This window comes from Wenzhouxiangella sp. YN1 (genome assembly GCF_056324145.1).
This window is the reverse complement of sequence record NZ_JBJNIO010000120.1, coordinates 59798-77110: the sequence shown is the minus strand read 5'-3', so window position 1 is coordinate 77110 and position 17313 is coordinate 59798. Positions and strand designations below refer to the sequence as shown.

General features: G+C 64.6%; 19 protein-coding genes. 8 read left to right on the top strand and 11 right to left on the bottom strand.

Annotated features, from left to right (window positions below):
• The first annotated feature begins 46 nt into the window (after positions 1–46).
• Positions 47–583, top strand: a complete 537-nt coding sequence (locus ACEWQZ_RS03765; protein WP_476481731.1) for an acyloxyacyl hydrolase — start codon at positions 47–49, stop codon at positions 581–583.
• A gap of 4 nt (positions 584–587) precedes the next feature.
• On the opposite strand, the gene ACEWQZ_RS03760 is transcribed toward ACEWQZ_RS03765, so the two are convergent.
• The 3 genes from ACEWQZ_RS03760 to ACEWQZ_RS03750 all read right to left on the bottom strand — a co-directional run bounded on the left by ACEWQZ_RS03760 (position 588) and on the right by ACEWQZ_RS03750 (position 4428).
• Positions 588–1112: a Z-ring associated ZapG family protein gene (locus ACEWQZ_RS03760; RefSeq protein WP_476481730.1), complete on the bottom strand. Its 525-nt coding sequence runs from the start codon at positions 1110–1112 to the stop codon at positions 588–590.
• Between the two features lie 68 nt (positions 1113–1180).
• Positions 1181–2731 carry a GNAT family N-acetyltransferase gene (locus tag ACEWQZ_RS03755; RefSeq protein ID WP_476481729.1) on the bottom strand — a complete coding sequence of 517 codons (1551 nt, stop codon included), beginning with the start codon at positions 2729–2731 and terminating at the stop codon, positions 1181–1183.
• A 41-nt stretch (positions 2732–2772) separates the two neighbouring features.
• Positions 2773–4428: an amidohydrolase gene (locus tag ACEWQZ_RS03750; RefSeq protein ID WP_476481728.1), complete on the bottom strand. Its 1656-nt coding sequence runs from the start codon at positions 4426–4428 to the stop codon at positions 2773–2775.
• Positions 4429–4570: 142 nt separating this feature from the next.
• Between ACEWQZ_RS03750 and xseA the strand changes: the two genes are divergently transcribed.
• On the top strand, positions 4571–5938 hold the full coding sequence (xseA, locus tag ACEWQZ_RS03745; protein WP_476481727.1) for an exodeoxyribonuclease VII large subunit: 1368 nt from the start codon (positions 4571–4573) through the stop codon (positions 5936–5938).
• Positions 5935–6519, top strand: a complete 585-nt coding sequence (locus tag ACEWQZ_RS03740; RefSeq protein ID WP_476481726.1) for an IMPACT family protein — start codon at positions 5935–5937, stop codon at positions 6517–6519. Before xseA ends, ACEWQZ_RS03740 begins: the two co-directional genes overlap by 4 nt.
• A 27-nt stretch (positions 6520–6546) precedes the next feature.
• On the opposite strand, the gene glmM is transcribed toward ACEWQZ_RS03740, so the two are convergent.
• Together glmM and folP are read right to left on the bottom strand one after the other, a co-directional pair.
• Positions 6547–7902: a phosphoglucosamine mutase gene (gene glmM, locus ACEWQZ_RS03735; RefSeq protein ID WP_476481725.1), complete on the bottom strand. Its 1356-nt coding sequence runs from the start codon at positions 7900–7902 to the stop codon at positions 6547–6549.
• 2 nt (positions 7903–7904) lie between these two features.
• A complete protein-coding gene (folP, locus tag ACEWQZ_RS03730) occupies positions 7905–8771 on the bottom strand; it encodes a dihydropteroate synthase (protein WP_476481724.1) in 867 nt (288 codons plus the stop codon).
• Between the two features lie 122 nt (positions 8772–8893).
• On the opposite strand from folP, the gene ACEWQZ_RS03725 reads away from it, so the two are divergent.
• Complete coding sequence (locus ACEWQZ_RS03725; protein WP_476481723.1) at positions 8894–9730, top strand: methylated-DNA--[protein]-cysteine S-methyltransferase; 837 nt, start codon at positions 8894–8896, stop codon at positions 9728–9730.
• Positions 9731–10004: 274 nt separating this feature from the next.
• Here ACEWQZ_RS03725 and ftsH read toward each other — a convergent pair whose 3' ends face one another.
• Together ftsH and ACEWQZ_RS03715 are read right to left on the bottom strand one after the other, a co-directional pair.
• Positions 10005–11918 carry an ATP-dependent zinc metalloprotease FtsH gene (ftsH, locus tag ACEWQZ_RS03720; RefSeq protein WP_476481722.1) on the bottom strand — a complete coding sequence of 638 codons (1914 nt, stop codon included), beginning with the start codon at positions 11916–11918 and terminating at the stop codon, positions 10005–10007.
• Between the two features lie 70 nt (positions 11919–11988).
• Entirely contained in the window at positions 11989–12588 is a 600-nt protein-coding gene (locus ACEWQZ_RS03715; RefSeq protein WP_476481721.1) for an RlmE family RNA methyltransferase, read from the bottom strand.
• 264 nt (positions 12589–12852) lie between these two features.
• On the opposite strand from ACEWQZ_RS03715, the gene yhbY reads away from it, so the two are divergent.
• Positions 12853–13146, top strand: coding sequence for a ribosome assembly RNA-binding protein YhbY (yhbY, locus tag ACEWQZ_RS03710; RefSeq protein ID WP_476481720.1), 294 nt, complete (start codon positions 12853–12855; stop codon positions 13144–13146).
• Between the two features lies 1 nt (position 13147).
• Positions 13148–13540 carry an Mth938-like domain-containing protein gene (locus ACEWQZ_RS03705; protein WP_476481719.1) on the top strand — a complete coding sequence of 131 codons (393 nt, stop codon included), beginning with the start codon at positions 13148–13150 and terminating at the stop codon, positions 13538–13540.
• Here the strand turns inward: ACEWQZ_RS03705 and ACEWQZ_RS03700 are convergent.
• The 4 genes from ACEWQZ_RS03700 to surE form a co-directional block, all read right to left on the bottom strand.
• Positions 13509–14246 carry a peptidoglycan DD-metalloendopeptidase family protein gene (locus ACEWQZ_RS03700; protein WP_476481718.1) on the bottom strand — a complete coding sequence of 246 codons (738 nt, stop codon included), beginning with the start codon at positions 14244–14246 and terminating at the stop codon, positions 13509–13511. The genes ACEWQZ_RS03705 and ACEWQZ_RS03700 overlap by 32 nt on opposite strands.
• Before the next feature lie 110 nt (positions 14247–14356).
• Positions 14357–14932 carry a YqaA family protein gene (locus tag ACEWQZ_RS03695; RefSeq protein ID WP_476481717.1) on the bottom strand — a complete coding sequence of 192 codons (576 nt, stop codon included), beginning with the start codon at positions 14930–14932 and terminating at the stop codon, positions 14357–14359.
• An 8-nt stretch (positions 14933–14940) separates the two neighbouring features.
• On the bottom strand, positions 14941–15600 hold the full coding sequence (locus tag ACEWQZ_RS03690) for a protein-L-isoaspartate(D-aspartate) O-methyltransferase (protein ID WP_476481716.1): 660 nt from the start codon (positions 15598–15600) through the stop codon (positions 14941–14943).
• A complete protein-coding gene (gene surE / locus ACEWQZ_RS03685; RefSeq protein WP_476481715.1) occupies positions 15600–16382 on the bottom strand; it encodes a 5'/3'-nucleotidase SurE in 783 nt (260 codons plus the stop codon). The genes ACEWQZ_RS03690 and surE overlap by 1 nt, the downstream gene beginning before the upstream one ends.
• A gap of 60 nt (positions 16383–16442) precedes the next feature.
• Between surE and ACEWQZ_RS03680 the strand changes: the two genes are divergently transcribed.
• Together ACEWQZ_RS03680 and ACEWQZ_RS03675 are read left to right on the top strand one after the other, a co-directional pair.
• Positions 16443–16976, top strand: a complete 534-nt coding sequence (locus ACEWQZ_RS03680) for a Smr/MutS family protein (protein WP_476481714.1) — start codon at positions 16443–16445, stop codon at positions 16974–16976.
• The gene (locus ACEWQZ_RS03675) at positions 16973–17308 is read left to right on the top strand and encodes a DUF3301 domain-containing protein (RefSeq protein WP_476481713.1); all 336 of its coding nucleotides are present in this window, start codon (positions 16973–16975) and stop codon (positions 17306–17308) included. The genes ACEWQZ_RS03680 and ACEWQZ_RS03675 overlap by 4 nt, the downstream gene beginning before the upstream one ends.
• The last annotated feature ends 5 nt before the right edge of the window (positions 17309–17313 follow it).

The following is a 17313-nucleotide window of genomic DNA, read 5'->3' as shown; positions in this document are numbered from 1 at the left end:
GTTAACCTTGTTCCGGATCCTTTCCCCACCTTCATGGAGTTGAACCTTGCTTTCCAGTATGACCCGGTCAATATCGCGCCTCGCTCTAGCCTCTGCCCTGGCGCTGACGCCGCTTTTCCCGCTCCAGGCCGCCGAAGTGATGGTGGCGCCCGGGATAACCAACGGCGGCGAAAAAACGGTTAACGCCAGCCTTGCATTCGACTGGCCGCAGCGCTGGTTCGAAAGCGAAACCGGCTATTTCGGCGGCTACTGGAACGTCGCCTACACCTGGTGGGAGGCCGGATACTTCCGACAGAATGAGCATTCACTGTCGTTTTCACCGGTATTGACCTATCGTTTCAACTCCGCCGGCTGGCAGCCGTTCGTGGAGGCCGGCATCGGCGCGGCATATTTCACCGACAAGCGCGTGGGCGACCAGCACCTGGGCTCGCGGGCTCACTTCGAGGACCGTTTTGCGCTGGGCCTGCAGATGACGCCGCGCGATGCCCTGAGGCTGCGGGTGATTCACTACTCCAATGCCGGACTGAAAGACCCCAATGAAGGCATCAACAGCTGGTCGCTGGTCTACAGCCGGCGGTTCTGATCGCCTAGGCCGATTTGTGGCTGCTGCGGTCATCTTCCGCGGCAGCACTCTCGGAGTCGCCGGCGGCGTCGGTCGGCTCGCTGTCTGACGTTCGGGCATCGTGCCGTTCGTGGTCAGCGGCCGGCTCACTTTCGGCTCGGGCCTCCGCGCTTTTTTCAGGCTCACTGCCAAACGGCTCGGGCCCGCCCGGGTCGGGCGTGGATGCGCTCGGGGCACCGATGTGGCGCAGGCGAACTTCCTGCTGACCGACCTGGGGCATGCGGTCGCGCACGGCCTGCTTGTCAACCAGGCGATCAGCGCCGTCGCTCAGGTGATCGAAAACCTTCTTGTAGCTGTCGGTCAGTTCGTTGATGAGCCCGGCAGTCTGGACGAAGTGCTCGTTGACCTCCTCCCTGAAACGGTCGTTTTCGGCCTTGAGCTGGCCAACCGTGGGGGTATGGGTTCTTCGCGCCATGACGAGCCAGACAACGCCGGATCCGACGATGAGCCCCACGATGGCACCGATAATGCCCCAGGTCATACTGTCCATTCAGCTACTCCTGCAGTTTTGGAAATGAAATTGGACACCATGGTAACAACTGGCCGGTGGTCGGCCCTTCATCTTTTGCTGTCCTTCCAGCGCAGCTCATAGAGATCATGGCGGCGGTCGGCCAGATTGCGCACCGATCCGTGGGAGCGGATCTCGCGCAGGTTGTCCAGATCAAGATCCGCGATCAGCATGGTCTCGGTGTTGGGCGTGGCCTCATGAGCGATGGCATCGTGCGGAAAGGCAAAATCCGAGGGCGTGAACACCGCAGCCTGCGAATACTGCATGTCCATGTTCTCCACCCGCGGCAGGTTGCCGACCGAGCCGGTGATGACGACGTAGCATTCGTTTTCGATAGCGCGCGCCTGGGCGCAACGGCGCACTCTCAGATAGGCGTTGCGGGTGTCGACCCAGTAGGGCACGAACAGGATATTCATGCCGCCATCGGCCAGCAGGCGCGGCAGCTCCGGGAATTCCACGTCGTAGCAGATCAGGATTCCGATCCGGCCGCAGTCGGTATCGAAAACCCGAACCCGGTCGCCGCCCTTGAGGCCCCAGTAGCTGACCTCGTCGGGGGTGACATGGACCTTGTACTGGCGGTCCCAGGTGCCGTCGCGCCGGAGCAGATAGCAGACGTTACGCAGCCGCTGGCCATCATATTCGGGCATCGAGCCGGCGATGATGTTGATGTTGTATGAGACGGCCAACTGCTGCATGCGCTCACGGATGGCCTCGGTGTAGCCCGCAAGCTGACGCACCGCTCCGGCCGGGCCCTGATCATTCCAGGCTGCCATCAACGGGCCGTTGAAGAATTCGGGAAACAGCACGACGTCGGCCTGATAGCCGGATACGGCATCGACGAAGTACTCGATCTGGCTATAGAGATCCGCGAGTGAATCGGTTTGCCGCATCTGCCACTGCACGGCGCCGACGCGAACATCGGAGGGGCGGCCGCCGATCATCTTCTGCTCGCCCTCCTCGTGGTACACATTGACCCACTCGAGAAGGACAGCGTGGCCGGCGGAATCCCGATCATCCGGGAGATAGTCGCGCACGATGCGGCGCACCTGAAAGTCGTTGGCCAGCTGAAAGGTCAGAATCGGATCAGCCAGTTCGCGGGCGCGCACGCCGGCCACATATTGCTGCGGCGTCATCCGATCGGCGTGGTGGCGATAGCCGGGGATGCGACCGCCAACAACGATGCCGCGCAGATTGAGGTTTTCACACAATTCCTTGCGGGCATCGTAGAGACGACGCCCCAGGCGGAGATCGCGGTAGTCGGGGTGGACGAAGACATCCACGCCGTAGAGCACGTCACCACGCGCATCATGCGTGGTCAGGTAGCCGTTGCCGACGATATCCCAGTAGCGGTGATCCTGACCCCAGCGGCTGTATTTGACGATCAGCGAAATGGCGGCGGCCACCACCTTGCCGTTGTCCTCGATGCAGATCTGGCCTTCCGGGAAGCGCGTGACCTGCGACTCGAACTGCTCGCGCTCCCAGGCACCGTCCATGCCCGGGTAGACACGCTCCATGATCTCGGCGATATCGTCGTAGTCTTCCTTGCGCGAGGGACGCAGGATAAGGCGGTGAGATTCCGTGTTGCCGTCGAACGGGTTCATCGCTGGACCTCGGGCATCATTCTGATTCGAGACTCGACTTCTTACTCGGTCGTTCCAGCTTGAGCCCGGTAGACGGTCTCGCCGCCAACCACCGTACGCAGCACCTTGATGTCGGCCAGTTCCGAAGGCTCGATCTCGAAGGGATCGGCGTCGATGACGATGAAATCAGCCTGTTTGCCCACCACCAGGCTGCCGACCCGCTGCTCGGCAAAGCCGGCACGAGCCGCATCGACAGTAAAGCCGCGCAAGGCCTGCTCGAGACTCAGCGCCTCCTGCGCACGCCAGCCGCCCGGCGGCTGGCCGTCGCGCTGGCGGGTCACGGCCGCATGGATTCCCAGCCAGGGATTGACCGGCTCGACCGGAAAGTCGGAGCCCAGCGCCAGGTGAATGCCGTGCTCGAGCATCGATGCCCAGGCATAGGCCCCCTGCAAGCGGCTTTCTCCCAGACGCTCGCCGGCCCAGCGCATGTCCGAGGTGGCGTGGGTCGGCTGCATGCTGGCGATGATGCCGTGCTCGGCCAGGCGCGGAATATCGTCGGGATGGATGATCTGAACGTGCTCGATGCGCTGCCGGCCGGGATTGTCGGGATGAGCCTCCTGGCCGGCGGCCAGGGCGTCGATGACCTGACGATTGGCGGCATCGCCAATGGCGTGAATGCCGAGCTGCAGACCGCAGCCCATGGCGCGGTCGACCAGCGCCTGGAGGTCGGCGTCGGATTCGAACAGCAGGCCGCGGTTGCCGGGATCGTCGCTGTAGTCGCTCAGCAGCGCTGCGCCGCGGCTGCCCAGGGCACCGTCAGCGTAGAGCTTGACCGAGCGCGCCTTGAGCCGATCGCCGGAATGGGCACCTTCTCGGCACAAGTGGTCCAGCATGGCGTCATCGCCGTCGGCGAAGGCAGTGATGCGAACCGACAACGTCCCGGCGCGGTCGCGCTCGCGAAACAGGCGAAAATCTTCCAGGCTGGCGCCCATGTCGTGGGCGCCGGTCAGGCCAAGCCGGCTCATCTCGGCCAGCGCCAGGTCGAGCGCGCGTTCACGCGCCTCCGGCCCTGGTGTCGGCACCGCCTCGCTGATGAAACGCATCGCCGTATCAATGAGCACGCCCTCGGGCGCGCCATCGTCATCGCGACGGATATCACCGCCCTGCGGCTGCCAATCGCCCGAAAGATCGCGCGTTGCCGCATTCAGCGCCGCCGAGTTGGCCCAACCGGCGTGGCCGTCCACCCTTACCAGCCACACGGGGCGCTTCGGAAAGGCTGCATCCAGGTCGGCTGCGGTGGGGAAGCGCTGCCCGGGCCACAGGGTCTGATCCCAGCCGCGGCCGGTCAACCAGGCATCGTCGGGCAGGCGCTGAGCGTGCTCGCGCAGGCGATCGAGCACCACCTCGATGCTGTCGGCGCCCACCAGGTCAGCCTGCAAACGCGCCAGCCCCAGACCCATGACGTGGCCGTGGGCATCAATCAGGCCCGGAAGAATCGTTCGTCCGCCGACATCCGTCGCCGGCAGCTCGGGATGGTGGCTTTGCAGCCCCTCGGCATCGCCCAGAAAGACGATGCGGCCCTCGTCGTCCCAGGCCATGGCTGCGGCGGTCTCTCCGCTCAAGGTATGGATGCGGGCGTTGACGACAGCGCCGGGCTCTGCTGCCGCCGCAGCCAGCGACAGCAACAGCAGTAAAACAAACAATGACAAACGTGGCATGGCAGGATCAACCGTGTAGGGACAAGGGAAACTGCAGCAAGTCTCCGACTCCGCCAGCGTTTCGTCAAGTGCGCGTCAACGGCATTCGTATCCGCCGCGGGCAGGCCGAGAGAGCCCGGCGCGGGCGGTATAATCGGATGCCATGTCACTTGCTGCCCCAGGTCCCGAAACCCGCGTCTATCGGCCCGCCGAGCTCAACCGCGAGGTCCGGTTTCATATCGAAGCCGGCTTTCCGCGGCTGTGGCTGTCGGGCGAGATCTCCAATCTGGCGCGTCCGCCCTCCGGCCACGTCTATTTCACGCTCAAGGACCAGCGCGCCCAGATTCGCTGCGCGCTGTTCAGAGGCAACGCAGGCGGCGTCGGCTTTCGCCCGGAAAACGGCATGCAGGCACTGGTGCGCGGGCGGCTGAGTCTGTACGAACCCCGAGGCGACTATCAGCTGATCGCCGACGGTATGCTCGAAGCCGGCGCCGGCGCGCTGGCCCGGGCCTTCGAGGCGCTGAAGAAAAAGCTCGAGGCCGAAGGTCTTTTCGAGGCAGCGCGCAAGCAGCCCCTGCCGCGCTGGCCCGAGCGGATCAGCGTGGTCACCTCGCCCTCGGGCGCGGCGGTGCGCGACATCGTGCAAACGCTGGCGCGCCGCTGGCCAAGCGCGGCGCTCCGGATCTACCCCAGCCAGGTTCAGGGCGACAGCGCGCCCGCCGAACTCATCCGCGCGCTGCAGGCCGCTGACCGGCACGCCTTTGGACAGATCATCCTGCTGGCGCGCGGCGGCGGCTCGCTGGAGGATTTATGGGCCTTCAATGACGAAAACCTGGCGCGCGCGATTGCCGCCTGCCACACGCCCGTCATCAGCGGCGTCGGTCATGAAACCGACTTCACCATTGCCGACTTTGTCGCCGACCAGCGCGCGGCGACGCCAACGGCTGCCGCCGTGGCCGCCACCCCGGATGGCCCGGAGCTGCTGGTCCAGCTGGGTCGCAGTCGATTGCGCCTGACGCGGGCGGTCGAGCAGACACTGCAGCGCCAGATGCAACGCCTGGACCACGCCGACAAGCGCCTGCACCAGCAGCATCCCAGGCGCCGCCTCGACGAGCTGACGCGGCGCCAAACGGATCTGGCCCGGCGCAGTACTCTGGCCATCAAGCGCCAGCTCGATAGCCACAGCCGGCGGCTCCAGGGGCTGGAAAGCCGTCTTTTCGCGCGCCACCCCGACCGCCAGCTACAGCGACTCGAGCAGCAGCTGGCCGCAGCTCACACTCGTCTTAAGCGCGCTGCCGATCACGCCATCGAACGGCGAGAACAACAGCTGGCAGCCGTGGTCCGGTCGCTCAACAACGTCAGCCCCCTGGCGGTGCTCGAGCGCGGCTACGCGGTGGTCCGGGATTCGCAGGGCCAGGCGCTAACCGAACGACGCCTGTTTGAAAAGGGAAAGAAAATCAACCTCTTGATGAGCTCATTTGAAGTGGATGCCGAGGTGGCGTCAACGCCCCGGGACGCGCGCCTGAAATGAACTATCGCCTGATCAAACCGGTAACGCACGAAGCCGAAATCAAGAAAAGCCGCTTTATCGCCCAGGCCGCACCGGTCGACGACGAAGCGGCTGCGCTGAGCTTCATCGAGCGCATCAGCGACCCGGCCGCCAACCACAACTGCTGGGCCTGGCTGATCGGCGACAGTTACCGCTTCGACGATGCCGGCGAACCCGGTGGTACCGCCGGAAGGCCCATTCTGCAGGCCATCGAAAGCCAGGGCTATGACCGCACGGTGGTGGTCGTGACGCGCTTTTTCGGCGGCATCAAGCTCGGTACCGGCGGGCTTGCCCGCGCCTACGGCGGCACGGCCAGCGAGGCGCTGCGCACCGCCGAGAGCGCGCCCATCATCCCCAGGGTACGGCTGCGTCTGAGCCTGCCTTTCGAGTTCGTCGATGCCGCCCATCATGCGCTGTCGGAATTCGAAGGCGACAAGCTGGATGAAGACTACGCCGCCGACGGCGTCACCCTGATCGTGAGCGTGCCGGCCGCCAGCCGCCAGGCCTTTGCCGAGCATATGCGCAACGCCGCCCGGGGCCAGGTTCGACTGGCCCGAATTTAGCGCACTACGCCAGCACTTCCCGGGAGTTCACGCTGCCAGCGCCTGCTCGACGGTGCCAGCCAGGTCTTCGGCCAACTGCTGCACCTGTTTTGAGTCAAAGCCCTCGACCGTCACTCGAACCACGGGCTCGGTGCCGGACGGACGCAGGATCACGCGGCCCTGCCCCCCAAGCGCTTCTTCAACGCGGCGCACGGCGGCATCAATGGTCGCGTTGTCGTTGAGCACCGCGCGCCCCTTGCCGCCGCTGGGAACGTTGATCATGACCTGAGGGCATTTGACCATGCCGGCAGTCAAATCAGCCAGGCTGCGACCGCTGCGCGCGACAACCTCGAGCACCTGCAGCGCGCTGACGATGCCGCAGCCGGTGCTGGCGCGATCAAGGCAGAGAATATGCCCGGAAGACTCGCCGCCAAGCACCCAGCCGCGCTCGATCAGCGCCTTGTGGACATGGCGGTCACCAACGGCGCTGCGCACAAAATTGACGCCGCGCTCAACAAGCGCCTGCTCAAGGCCGAAGTTGCTCATCACGGTGCCAACCACCCCGCCCCGAAGCCCGCCGTCGGCATGCCGCGCCTCGGCCAGAACGTAGAGAATCTGATCGCCATCGACCAGTTCGCCGCGATGATCGACCATCACCACGCGGTCACCGTCGCCGTCAAAGGCCACGCCCAGGTCGGCGCGCTCGGCGGTCACCATGCGCGCGAGGTTGTCGGGCCAGGTCGAGCCGCATTCGCGGTTGATATTGACCCCGTCAGGGCGGTCGAAAATACTGACGACTTCCGCGCCCAGCTCACGGAACACGGCCGGGGCGATGCGGTAAGTCGCGCCATTGGCCGAATCGACAACGATCTTGAGCGCTTCCAGGCGGGTACCCCAGGTCACGGTGCCCTTGCAGTATTCGACGTAGCGACCCACGGCGTCGTCAATGCGCCGGGCCTTGCCCAGGTCTTCTGGCTTGACCTGCACGAACGGCTCATCGAGGCGCGCTTCAATGGCGCGCTGCAAATCGTCATCCAGTTTCTGGCCGTCGCGCGAGAAGAACTTGATGCCGTTGTCTTCGAACGGGTTGTGCGAAGCCGAAATCACGATGCCAGCGGCCGCGTGCATGCTGCGCGTCAGATGCGCAATGGCCGGCGTCGGCATCGGGCCCAGCAGCAGAATATCGACCCCGGCGGCCGACAGGCCGGCCTCCAGCGAGGACTCGAAAAGATAGCCGGAGATGCGCGTGTCCTTGCCGATGACCACGGTCGCTTCCTCGCCGAAGGTCTCGATGAGCACGCGACCGGCTGCCCAGCCCAGCTTGAGCATGAAATCGGCCGTGATCGGCGGCTCGCCGACATGACCGCGGATGCCGTCGGTTCCGAAGTACTTCATTGCTGCCATTATTAAAACCCTTTGTTTTCAATGGTTACCGGCGCATTCCTGACCGCCTGCAATACCTTCAGTGCGTCAACCGTCTCGGCAACGTCGTGGGCCCGGATGATGGCTGCACCCTTCTGGGCGGCCAGCAGATGGGCGGCCACCGAGGCAGCCACGCGATCGGCGGCGCACTCGCGGCCGGTCAAGGTCCCGAGCATGGACTTGCGCGACATGCCGACCAGAATCGGAAAGCCGATCGCGACCAGCTCGTCGAGCCGCGCCAGCAGCTCGAGGTTGTGATCCAGCGTCTTGCCGAACCCGAACCCGGGATCGAGCACGATCCGGGCCGGATCGATGCCGGCGCTTTTGGCAATCCGTACCCGCGCGTGGAGAAAGTCACGGATATCGTCGACCACCGCATCGTAGCGCGGGTTGTCCTGCATCGTGCGCGGCTTGCCGAGCATGTGCATGATGCACACCGGCACCCCCAGATCGGCGATGGCTTCGGCCACACCTTCACCCCGCAAGCCGTTGATATCGTTGACCATCGAGGCGCCCGCGGCAACCGCACGCCGCATCACCGCGGGCTTGGCCGTATCGATCGAAACCGGCACGTTGGTGGCCGCGATAATGCCTTCGATGACCGGCAGCACGCGTTCAAGCTCTGCGCACTCGGTGACGGGATCAGATCCGGGCCGCGTGGATTCTCCGCCCACATCCAGCAGATCGGCTCCGGCGGCGGCCAGCGCCAGCGCATGTTCAACCGCGCGCCCGGAATCAAGATAGCGGCCGCCGTCGGAAAAGGAGTCCGGCGTGACGTTGACCACGCCCATGACCAGGGTCTGTCCGGTCACGTGCGCTTGTTGCAAGCGTTGTTCGAGCGTATCGGTCATGGCCTCGCAGGCATTGGAAGGTTCCCGGCGGCATTCTATCGCGTCGAAGCTCGCGCGCGCCCGGTGATATCAGGTCAGAAATCGGAATGCGCTCGGGGTGCGGTGGCGATATGCTTTCTGCCATGAACCAGACTGACCGCCAGATGGAAAGGCTCGCTGCGGCCCTGAAGGCCGCCGCCGAGAACGAGTTCGATATCGACGTGAACGGCCTGGCCGAGCTGGCCGGCTACAGCGCGGGCCATTTCCAGCGCGTGTTCCGTCGCTGCATTGGAATCAGCCCCGGCCGATTCCTGCGGCATGCACGCATTGACCGCTTCGCCGAGCTGCTGCGCAGCGGCCGAAGCGTCACCGAGGCGGCGCACGAGGCCGGGTTCGGATCCTCCAGCCGTGCCCATCAGGCTGCAGGCGATGGCCTGGGCATGTCGCCATCGCGCCTGGCCCGGGGCGGCCAGGGCCTGCTCATTCATCACGGCATTGCCGACTGCCGCCTGGGCCGGGTGCTGGTGGCAGCCACTGAACGCGGGCTGTGCGCGGTGCTGCTGGGAGACCACGAGGACGACCTGCTGGCGGACCTGCGGCGACGCTTTCCCCGTGCCGAGCTGCGAGCAGGCAGCGGCCGTTTCCAGTCAACGCTTGATCGTGTCGTGAGCCTGATCGATCAGGCGGCAGAGCGGCCCCCTTCTCTGCCGCTGGATCTGTACGGCACGGTCTTTCAGAAAAGGGTCTGGGATGCGCTGCAGGATATTCCGCCGGGGCGCACGACGACCTACGGTGAACTGGCGCAGCGCGTCGGCCTGCCCGGCGGCGCCCGAGCCGTGGCCCAGGCGTGCGGCGCCAATCCGGTGTCGGTGGTCGTGCCCTGCCATCGCGTGGTGGCCGCCGATGGCGGGCTTGGGGGGTATCGGTGGGGGATGGAGCGGAAGCGGGCGTTGTTGGCGCAGGAGCAGCGCGACGCGTAGATGCGTTGGCTCGTTACCTGGTTGGCTGGTTAGCCGGTTCGGCAGCCGATGGGCTGGCGGGGCGGACAAGCCACGCAAGGGCGTGCAGAGACGACGCGCTGGATCGCGATCTGGAGATCGCTCCCACAAAACCTTGCCGGCAATTATTTGTTGGAGCGGTCTCCAGACCACGATAAGCGCTCCGGCTGGCAGCGCAATTCGCGGCGGAGCCGCCCCGCAACGACGTCAGATGCTGAACCAGCGAACTCGCGAACGAGCCAACCAGCCAACAGGCTCATCCAAGCGCCGGCTCGCCCGACGGCTCCTCGCCCTTGTCATCGCCATCGCCGCCCGACGGCGGCTCGCTGTCGTTCCAGCCTTTAGGCGGATCGGGCTCGTGGCCATCCATGATCTGGTCGATCTGCTTCGAATCGATGGTTTCGTAGCGCATCAGGGCATCCGCCATCAAGTGCAGCTGCTTGTCGTGCTCTCGCAGGATCCCGGTGGCCTGTTCGTAAGCCACGTCGACGATACGGCGCACTTCCTTGTCGATCTTGCGGTGGGTTTCATCCGAGATGCTCTTGTGCTGGGTCACCGAGCGTCCGAGAAAGACTTCATCCTCGCTCTCGTCGTATGAAAGCGGCCCGAGCTCGTCGGATAGCCCCCACTTGGAAACCATGTTGCGTGCGATCGCGGTTGCGCGCTCGATGTCGTTGGACGCGCCGGTGGTGACCTTGTCCTTGCCGTAGATCAGCTCCTCGGCGATGCGGCCGCCGAACAGGCTGGCCAGCTGCGATTCGAGCTGGGTCTTGTTCTGGCTGTATTTGTCCTCTTCGGGCAGGAACATGGTCACGCCCAGCGCTCGCCCGCGCGGAATGATGCTGACCTTGTAGACCGGGTCGTGGTCGGGCACGATGCGGCCGACAATCGCGTGGCCGGCCTCGTGGTAGGCCGTCAGGCGCTTGTCTTCTTCGGACATGACCATCGACTTGCGCTCGGCGCCCATCATGATCTTGTCCTTGGCCAGCTCGAAATGCCGCTGCTCTACCGACTTGCTGTCTTCGCGGGCGGCAAACAGAGCCGCCTCATTGGCCAGATTGGCCAGATCGGCGCCGGAGAAGCCCGGCGTGCCGCGCGCAATCACGCGCGCGGCGACATCGTCGCCCAGCGGCAGCTTGCGCATGTGCACTTTCAGGATCTGCTCGCGCCCCTTGATATCGGGCAGGGGCACGACCACCTGGCGGTCGAAACGGCCCGGCCTGAGCAACGCCTGGTCGAGCACGTCCGGACGGTTGGTGGCCGCGATCATGATGATGCCTTCGTTGCCCTCGAAGCCGTCCATTTCCACCAGCAGCTGGTTGAGCGTCTGTTCGCGCTCGTCGTGACCGCCGCCCAGGCCGGCGCCACGCTGACGGCCAACGGCGTCGAGCTCGTCAATGAAGATGATGCACGGCGAGTGCTTCTTGGCGGTTTCGAACATGTCGCGAACGCGCGAGGCACCCACGCCGACGAACATCTCGACAAAATCCGAGCCGGAAATGGAGAAGAACGGCACCTTGGCCTCGCCGGCAATGGCGCGCGCCAGCAAAGTCTTGCCGGTACCCGGCGGGCCGACCATCAGGATGCCCTTGGGAATGTTGCCGCCCAGGCGCTGGAATTTGGCCGGATCGCGGAGAAAATCGACCACCTCGACGACTTCGTCCTTGGCCTCCTCGCAGCCGGCGACATCGCCGAAGTTGACCTTGACCTGGTCTTCGCCCTGCAGCTTGGCGCGCGACTTGCCGAAGCTCATGGCGCCGCCGCGGCCGCCCGCGCCGCCCTGCATCTGGCGCATGAAATAAACCCACAAGCCGACCAGCACCAGCACCGGCAGCAGGCTGATGAGAATGTCGACGATGATGGAGCGCTTTTCGGGCGGCTTGGCGTCGATCTGGACGTTGTTGTCGAGCAGATCCTTGATCAGACCGTCGTCGCGCGGCGCCATGACCCGGAACTGCTCGCCGCCACGAGTCTGGCCCGTGATCGTCTTGCCGCCGGAACCCTCCTGGATGACCACGCTGCTGACCGCGCCGCTCTCGACTTTTTCGAGAAACATCGAATAGTTCATGTCGCGTGGCTGCGCATCAGGCTGCGAGTAGTGGCTGAACACGCTCATCAGCACGACGGCGATGATGATCCACATCACCAGGTTCTTGGCAAAATCACTCAAAACGTTCAACTCCGGCTATGGGTGCCTTGATTACAGATCAGATTCTACGACAACGCAATCGTCGCCGTGTTCAGGGCCGACGGTTTCTCGCCACCAGGTAAACCTCCCGACTCTCGGCGCGTGACGCCGCCGGCTTGCGCACATGCACGGTGGTATACGTGCCGCGCAGCTGCGCCAACAGGGCATCAAAGCCCTCGCCCTGAAACACCTTGACCACGAACACGCCGTCAGCCGCCAGCCAATCGTCGGCAAAAGCGGCGGCCAGCTCGGCCAGGTGCATGCTGCGGGCCTGATCGGACGGACCGATACCCGAGATATTGGGGGCCATATCCGAGAGCACAAGGTCGGCCCGGCGGCCTTGCATGGTGGCTTCGAGCTCGGCCAGCGGCTCATCCTCGCGGAAATCGCCCTGGATAAAGGTCACGCCATCGATCGGCTCCATGGGCAGAATATCGAGCGCAATGACCCGCCCTTTGCGGCCGACCTTCTCGAGAGCAACCTGGCACCAGCTCCCCGGCGCCGCGCCCAGATCGACCACGAACTGTCCCGGTTTGAGCAAACGATCCTTGTCGTCGAGCTCAGCCAGCTTGAACGCTGCCCGCGCCCGATAGCCCGCCTCACGGGCGCGCTTGACGTAAGGGTCGGATTGTTGGCGCTTCTTCCAGTCCATCGAAAGATACTGTGAAGTGTGAAGTGTGAAGTGTGAAGTGTGAAGGATTTTGGGGGCAAATGCAGCGTGGCGGTGCCAATTGACGGCTCCAGCCCACGCTCAACATCCCAACCCCACCAATTCGCACCTCTTCTTCACACTTCACACTTCACACTTCACACTTCACACTTCACACTTCACACTTCACACTTCACACTTCACACTTCACACTTCCCGCCTGCCTTTTCACGTTATCATTGGCCTCTGTTCGAACACTCCGTCGCCATGCCGCTGTCCAATTCACAGAAAAAACACCTGCGCGGGCTTGCCCACGATCTGCATCCGGTGGTCATGGTGGCCGACAAGGGCCTCAGCGAGAACGTGATGGCCGAAGTCGAGCAGGCACTGACGCATCACGAACTTATCAAGGTCAAACTGCGCGGCGGGCGCGAGCAGCGGCGCGAGTGGGTCGAACAGCTGACCGCGACCACACGGGCGGAAACTGTGCAGCAGATCGGCCAGGTCGTGTGCCTGTATCGTCGCCACCCCGAAAAGCCCGCCATCGAATTGCCGAAATAACGTGGAACTGACCGAACATACTGCTGAACATCACAATCAGATTCGCGGCGTCGAAGCCCATCGTGTTCGCATCAACGAGCAGTGGTATGACGCCAGCCTGCTGGTGGGGGCACATTATCTGGAACCCGACTGGTCGGCCACCTCGCTGAGCGACCTGGACGAAGAACGCAGCCAGGCACTGATCGAGCTCGCTCCGGAGCTGGTCATCATCGGCGTCGGCGAACGCCAGAAATTCCTTCCGCACGCGGTTCAGCGCGCCTTCATTCGCCACGGCATCGGCATCGAGTGCATGACACTGGACGCGGCCGCGCGAACCTTCAACGTGCTGATGAGCGAGGACCGCCGGGCCCTGGCGGGCCTGATCATCGCTTCGGAAGATAATCCCTCGGATTGACCGGTTCGCCGTTTTTCCGGATCTCGAAGTGCAGCATCTCCTCGCGGCGATCGTTTTCGCCCATTTCCGCTATTTTCTGACCGCGCTGAACCCGGTCGCCCTCGGCAACCAGGCGTTGACGATTGTGGCCATAGGCCGACAACAGCTGATCGGAGTGCTTGATGATGATCAGCTCGCCATAGCCGATCAGGGCGGTGCCGCTGTAGACCACTCGACCCTGCGCGGCGGCGACCACGTCCTGGCCTGCCGAGCCGGCCACGCCGATGCCCTTGCGCGTATCCGCCGGATCGAACGAGCGGGCAAGGCGGCCGCTGGTGGGCCACTGCCAGGTCACGCCGCCCACGGTACGCGTATTGTTCGAGGCTGAAGACGCCGCTTCCGGCTGCGCTGGCTCCGGCTCGGGTTTCGGCGCCGGCTTGGGTTCTGGTTTTGGTTCTGGTTCTGGTTTCGGCTCCGGGGCCCCGGGTTTGTTCTCACGACCGGCCGAACGCGAAGCCGAAGCTGTCTTGCCGCCACTGCCCCTCGTTGAAGGCGGCGGCGGGGTTGGTGCACGCATGCGCAGCTCCTGGCCGGGCCGGATGACGTAGGGCGCGTCAATCGTGTTCCAGCGCGCCAGGTGGCGCCAGTCCAGCCCATAGCGAAAGGCAATGGAATACAGGGTTTCACCGCGCTGCACGCGATACCAGGCCGGCGGTGTCTTGATCACTCGTTCCTGAGCCGGTGACCGCGTTGCAGTCGTTTTCTGCGGTGCTGGCTGCCAGGGCGCGCAGGCAGCCAGCAGCACCGCTGACAGAGCAAGAAGGAGTCCGGATCGACCTACCAGAGCCACCAGGCCACCCCGCCGACGGCCACGACCGCAATCACCAGCCATCCCAGCAGATCAACCCAGCTTCTGAGCCGATCGGCGGCCTGCTCGCCGCCCGCCCAGATGATGCCGGCCACGAGGAAGAAACGCGCGCCACGCCCAACCACCGAGCCGAAAACAAATCCCGGCAGCGGGGCACCCAGCGCACCACCGGCTATGGTGATGACCTTGAATGGAATGGGCGTAAAGCCGGCCAGCATGACAAACCACACGCCATAGGCGCCGAACGCGTCAACCGCGGCGAGATAGCCGTCGAGATAACCGACCCGCTCGACCAGGGGCAGTACCGTCTCGATGGCCAGCCAGCCGATCAGGTAGCCAAACAAACCTCCCAGCACCGAGGCGGCGGTCGTCAGCAGCGCCAGCCGCCAGGCGTCAGAACGCCTGGCCAGCACCATCGGCGCCAGCATGACATCGGGCGGCACGGGAAAGAATGTAGCTTCGGCGAAGCTCAGCCCGGCCAGATAGCGCCGGGCGTGCCGATGGCGCGACCACAGCAGAACACGATCATAAAGCCGCCGGAACATGCGCGCTCTCAGTCCAGCCCTTCGAGCAGGGGCACGAAGGTGACCGCTCCCAGCTCTTCGCGCTCGAGGCCTTTCTCGGTTCGCGTTACCCGCACCAGCTGCTGATGCGGGCCGGCCTCTTCCGGCGCCACAAGCACGCCGCCGAGCGCAAGCTGGTCATACAGCGCATCGGGAATATGACCGCCGGCAGTGACCACGATGGCGTCGAAGGGCGCTTGGGAGGGCCAGCCTTCCAGACCATCGACATGGCGCGTGTAAATGTTGTGCAGCCCCATGCGATGAAAGCGCTGGCGGGCAATCCGCTGCAGCTCGCCGATACGCTCGGTGGTAAACACCTTTGCCGCCAGCCGCGCGAAAATGGCCGCTTGATAGCCCGAGCCGGTGCCGATTTCGAGCACCTTCTGAGGCAGCTCGGCGCCCAGCGCGGCCTGGGTCATCATCGCCACCACATGGGGCTGCGAGATGGTCTGACCGCGCCCGATCGGCAGCGCGGTATCTTCATACGCGCGCGACGACAGCGCTTCGTCGACGAACAGGTGACGCGGTGTCTCGAGCATGGCCGCCAGCACGCGCTCGTCATCGATGCCCTTCTCGCGCAGCCGCCGAATCAAGCGCTGCCGTGTACCTTCGGACGTCATGCCAATGCCGCGGTGCGCACTGCTGTTCATTATTGCCCCTTTCGTTCAGACCCGTGGTTGAGTACATCGATCCAGTGGCTGACCTCATCGAGCGCCTGGTAGCGCGTGAGGTCGACATGCAGCGGCGTCACCGACACAAAGCGGTTGCTGACCGCGTGAAAGTCGGTGCCTGGCCCGTTGTCTTCTTCGGAGCCCGCCGGGCCAATCCAGAAGAAACGCCTGCCGCGCGGATCCTGAATCGGAATGACATCATCGGAACGGTGCCGATGACCCAGCCGCGTGGTTTCAAAGCCCCGGATCTCTTCCCAGGGCAGATCCGGTACGTTCACGCTTAGAATGGTGTCGGCCGGCAAGGGCTTTGCCTTGAGCTGAGCCATCAACCGGCAGGCTGCCTCGGCAGCCGATTCGTAATGATGCGGGCCCTCCGCGGAAAAGACCAGCGAAACCGCCATGGCCGGCAGCCCCAGAAAGCGGCCCTCCATGGCAGCCGCCACGGTGCCCGAATAGAGCACGTCGTCGCCCAGATTGGCGCCGGCGTTGATGCCGGAAACCACCATGTCGGGCTCATCGCCCAGCAGGCCGGTAATGGCGATATGAACACAATCAGTGGGCGTGCCATACACCTTGAATACCCGCTCGCGTCGCTCTTCGACACGAATCGGGCGGTCGAGCGTCAGCGAATTGCTGGCGCCCGAGCGGTCGCGATCCGGAGCCACCACGGTGACCTGGTCGGAATGCTCGATCAGCCTTTCGGCCAACAGCCGGATACCGGGCGAGTCGAGCCCGTCATCATTGGAAATCAGAATATGCATTGCTTGAATCGGAAGGTGAAAGCCGTAACTATAAACCAACACCGCAACGGGAAAGGCACGATGACTGAATCCGACGACGATACCGACCTGTTCCGCGCCGCGGTCGGCGATATCCGCCGGGTTCGCAGCGATCGTGACCACTCGCGCCCGGCGCCGCCCAAGCCCCGGCCCAGCCAGCGCGAACGCGACGAAGCCCGCGTCATGGACGACCTGGCGCACGGGCCAATCGATTTTTCAAGCATCGAAACGGGCGAGGAACTCAGCTATCTGCGGCCCGGGCTGCAAAAGCGGGTGCTCACGCGCCTGAAACGCGGCCACTGGCGAGTGGAAGACGAACTCGATCTCCACCAGATGAACCTGGAAGCCGCCGGCGCATCGATACGCTGGTTTCTGCTGGAGGCCGAGCGTGAGCACATGAGCTGCGTGCGCATCATTCACGGCAAGGGGCTGCGCTCCGGCCCGGCCGGCCCGCAGCTGAAGTACCTGACCGCCCGGCTGCTCAGCCGCCACAACCGGGTGGCCGCGTTTGCATCGGCGCCACCGCATGATGGCGGCACCGGGGCGGTGTATGTGCTGCTCAGGGCCCGGCGGTGAGCGGACTGGAAGGCAGCTTCGGAGCGCTGCTGGCGCTGGCGGCAGCCGTGCTGTTCTGGATCTCGGCGGTCAACGCCCGCGATCGCGCCAAGGCAATCGCGCGCGGATTCTGCCAGCGCCAGGGCTGGCAGCTGCTCGACCAGACCGTGGCGCTGAGCTCGATGCGGCCGATCAGAACGAACCAGGGCCTGCGCTGGCAGCGCCGCTATCGCTTTGACTTCAGCCCGGAGGGCACGGGCCGGCGCAAGGGCGAGCTGACCCTGCAGGGCCGGCAAATGATTCGCGTCTGGGGCGAACTGGAAGACGGCGGACGGCTGATCGAGCCGGATTGAACCCC

Coding starts and splice junctions, on each gene's coding strand:
- ACEWQZ_RS03760 (WP_476481730.1), bottom strand. CDS start 1,112: ATGGACAGTATGACCTGGGGCATTATCGGTGCCATCGTGGGGCTCATC.
- ACEWQZ_RS03755 (WP_476481729.1), bottom strand. CDS start 2,731: ATGAACCCGTTCGACGGCAACACGGAATCTCACCGCCTTATCCTGCGT.
- ACEWQZ_RS03750 (WP_476481728.1), bottom strand. CDS start 4,428: ATGCCACGTTTGTCATTGTTTGTTTTACTGCTGTTGCTGTCGCTGGCT.
- xseA (WP_476481727.1), top strand. CDS start 4,571: ATGTCACTTGCTGCCCCAGGTCCCGAAACCCGCGTCTATCGGCCCGCC.
- ACEWQZ_RS03740 (WP_476481726.1), top strand. CDS start 5,935: ATGAACTATCGCCTGATCAAACCGGTAACGCACGAAGCCGAAATCAAG.
- glmM (WP_476481725.1), bottom strand. CDS start 7,902: ATGGCAGCAATGAAGTACTTCGGAACCGACGGCATCCGCGGTCATGTC.
- folP (WP_476481724.1), bottom strand. CDS start 8,771: ATGACCGATACGCTCGAACAACGCTTGCAACAAGCGCACGTGACCGGA.
- ACEWQZ_RS03725 (WP_476481723.1), top strand. CDS start 8,894: ATGAACCAGACTGACCGCCAGATGGAAAGGCTCGCTGCGGCCCTGAAG.
- ACEWQZ_RS03715 (WP_476481721.1), bottom strand. CDS start 12,588: ATGGACTGGAAGAAGCGCCAACAATCCGACCCTTACGTCAAGCGCGCC.
- yhbY (WP_476481720.1), top strand. CDS start 12,853: ATGCCGCTGTCCAATTCACAGAAAAAACACCTGCGCGGGCTTGCCCAC.
- ACEWQZ_RS03695 (WP_476481717.1), bottom strand. CDS start 14,932: ATGTTCCGGCGGCTTTATGATCGTGTTCTGCTGTGGTCGCGCCATCGG.
- ACEWQZ_RS03690 (WP_476481716.1), bottom strand. CDS start 15,600: ATGAACAGCAGTGCGCACCGCGGCATTGGCATGACGTCCGAAGGTACA.
- surE (WP_476481715.1), bottom strand. CDS start 16,382: ATGCATATTCTGATTTCCAATGATGACGGGCTCGACTCGCCCGGTATC.
- ACEWQZ_RS03680 (WP_476481714.1), top strand. CDS start 16,443: ATGACTGAATCCGACGACGATACCGACCTGTTCCGCGCCGCGGTCGGC.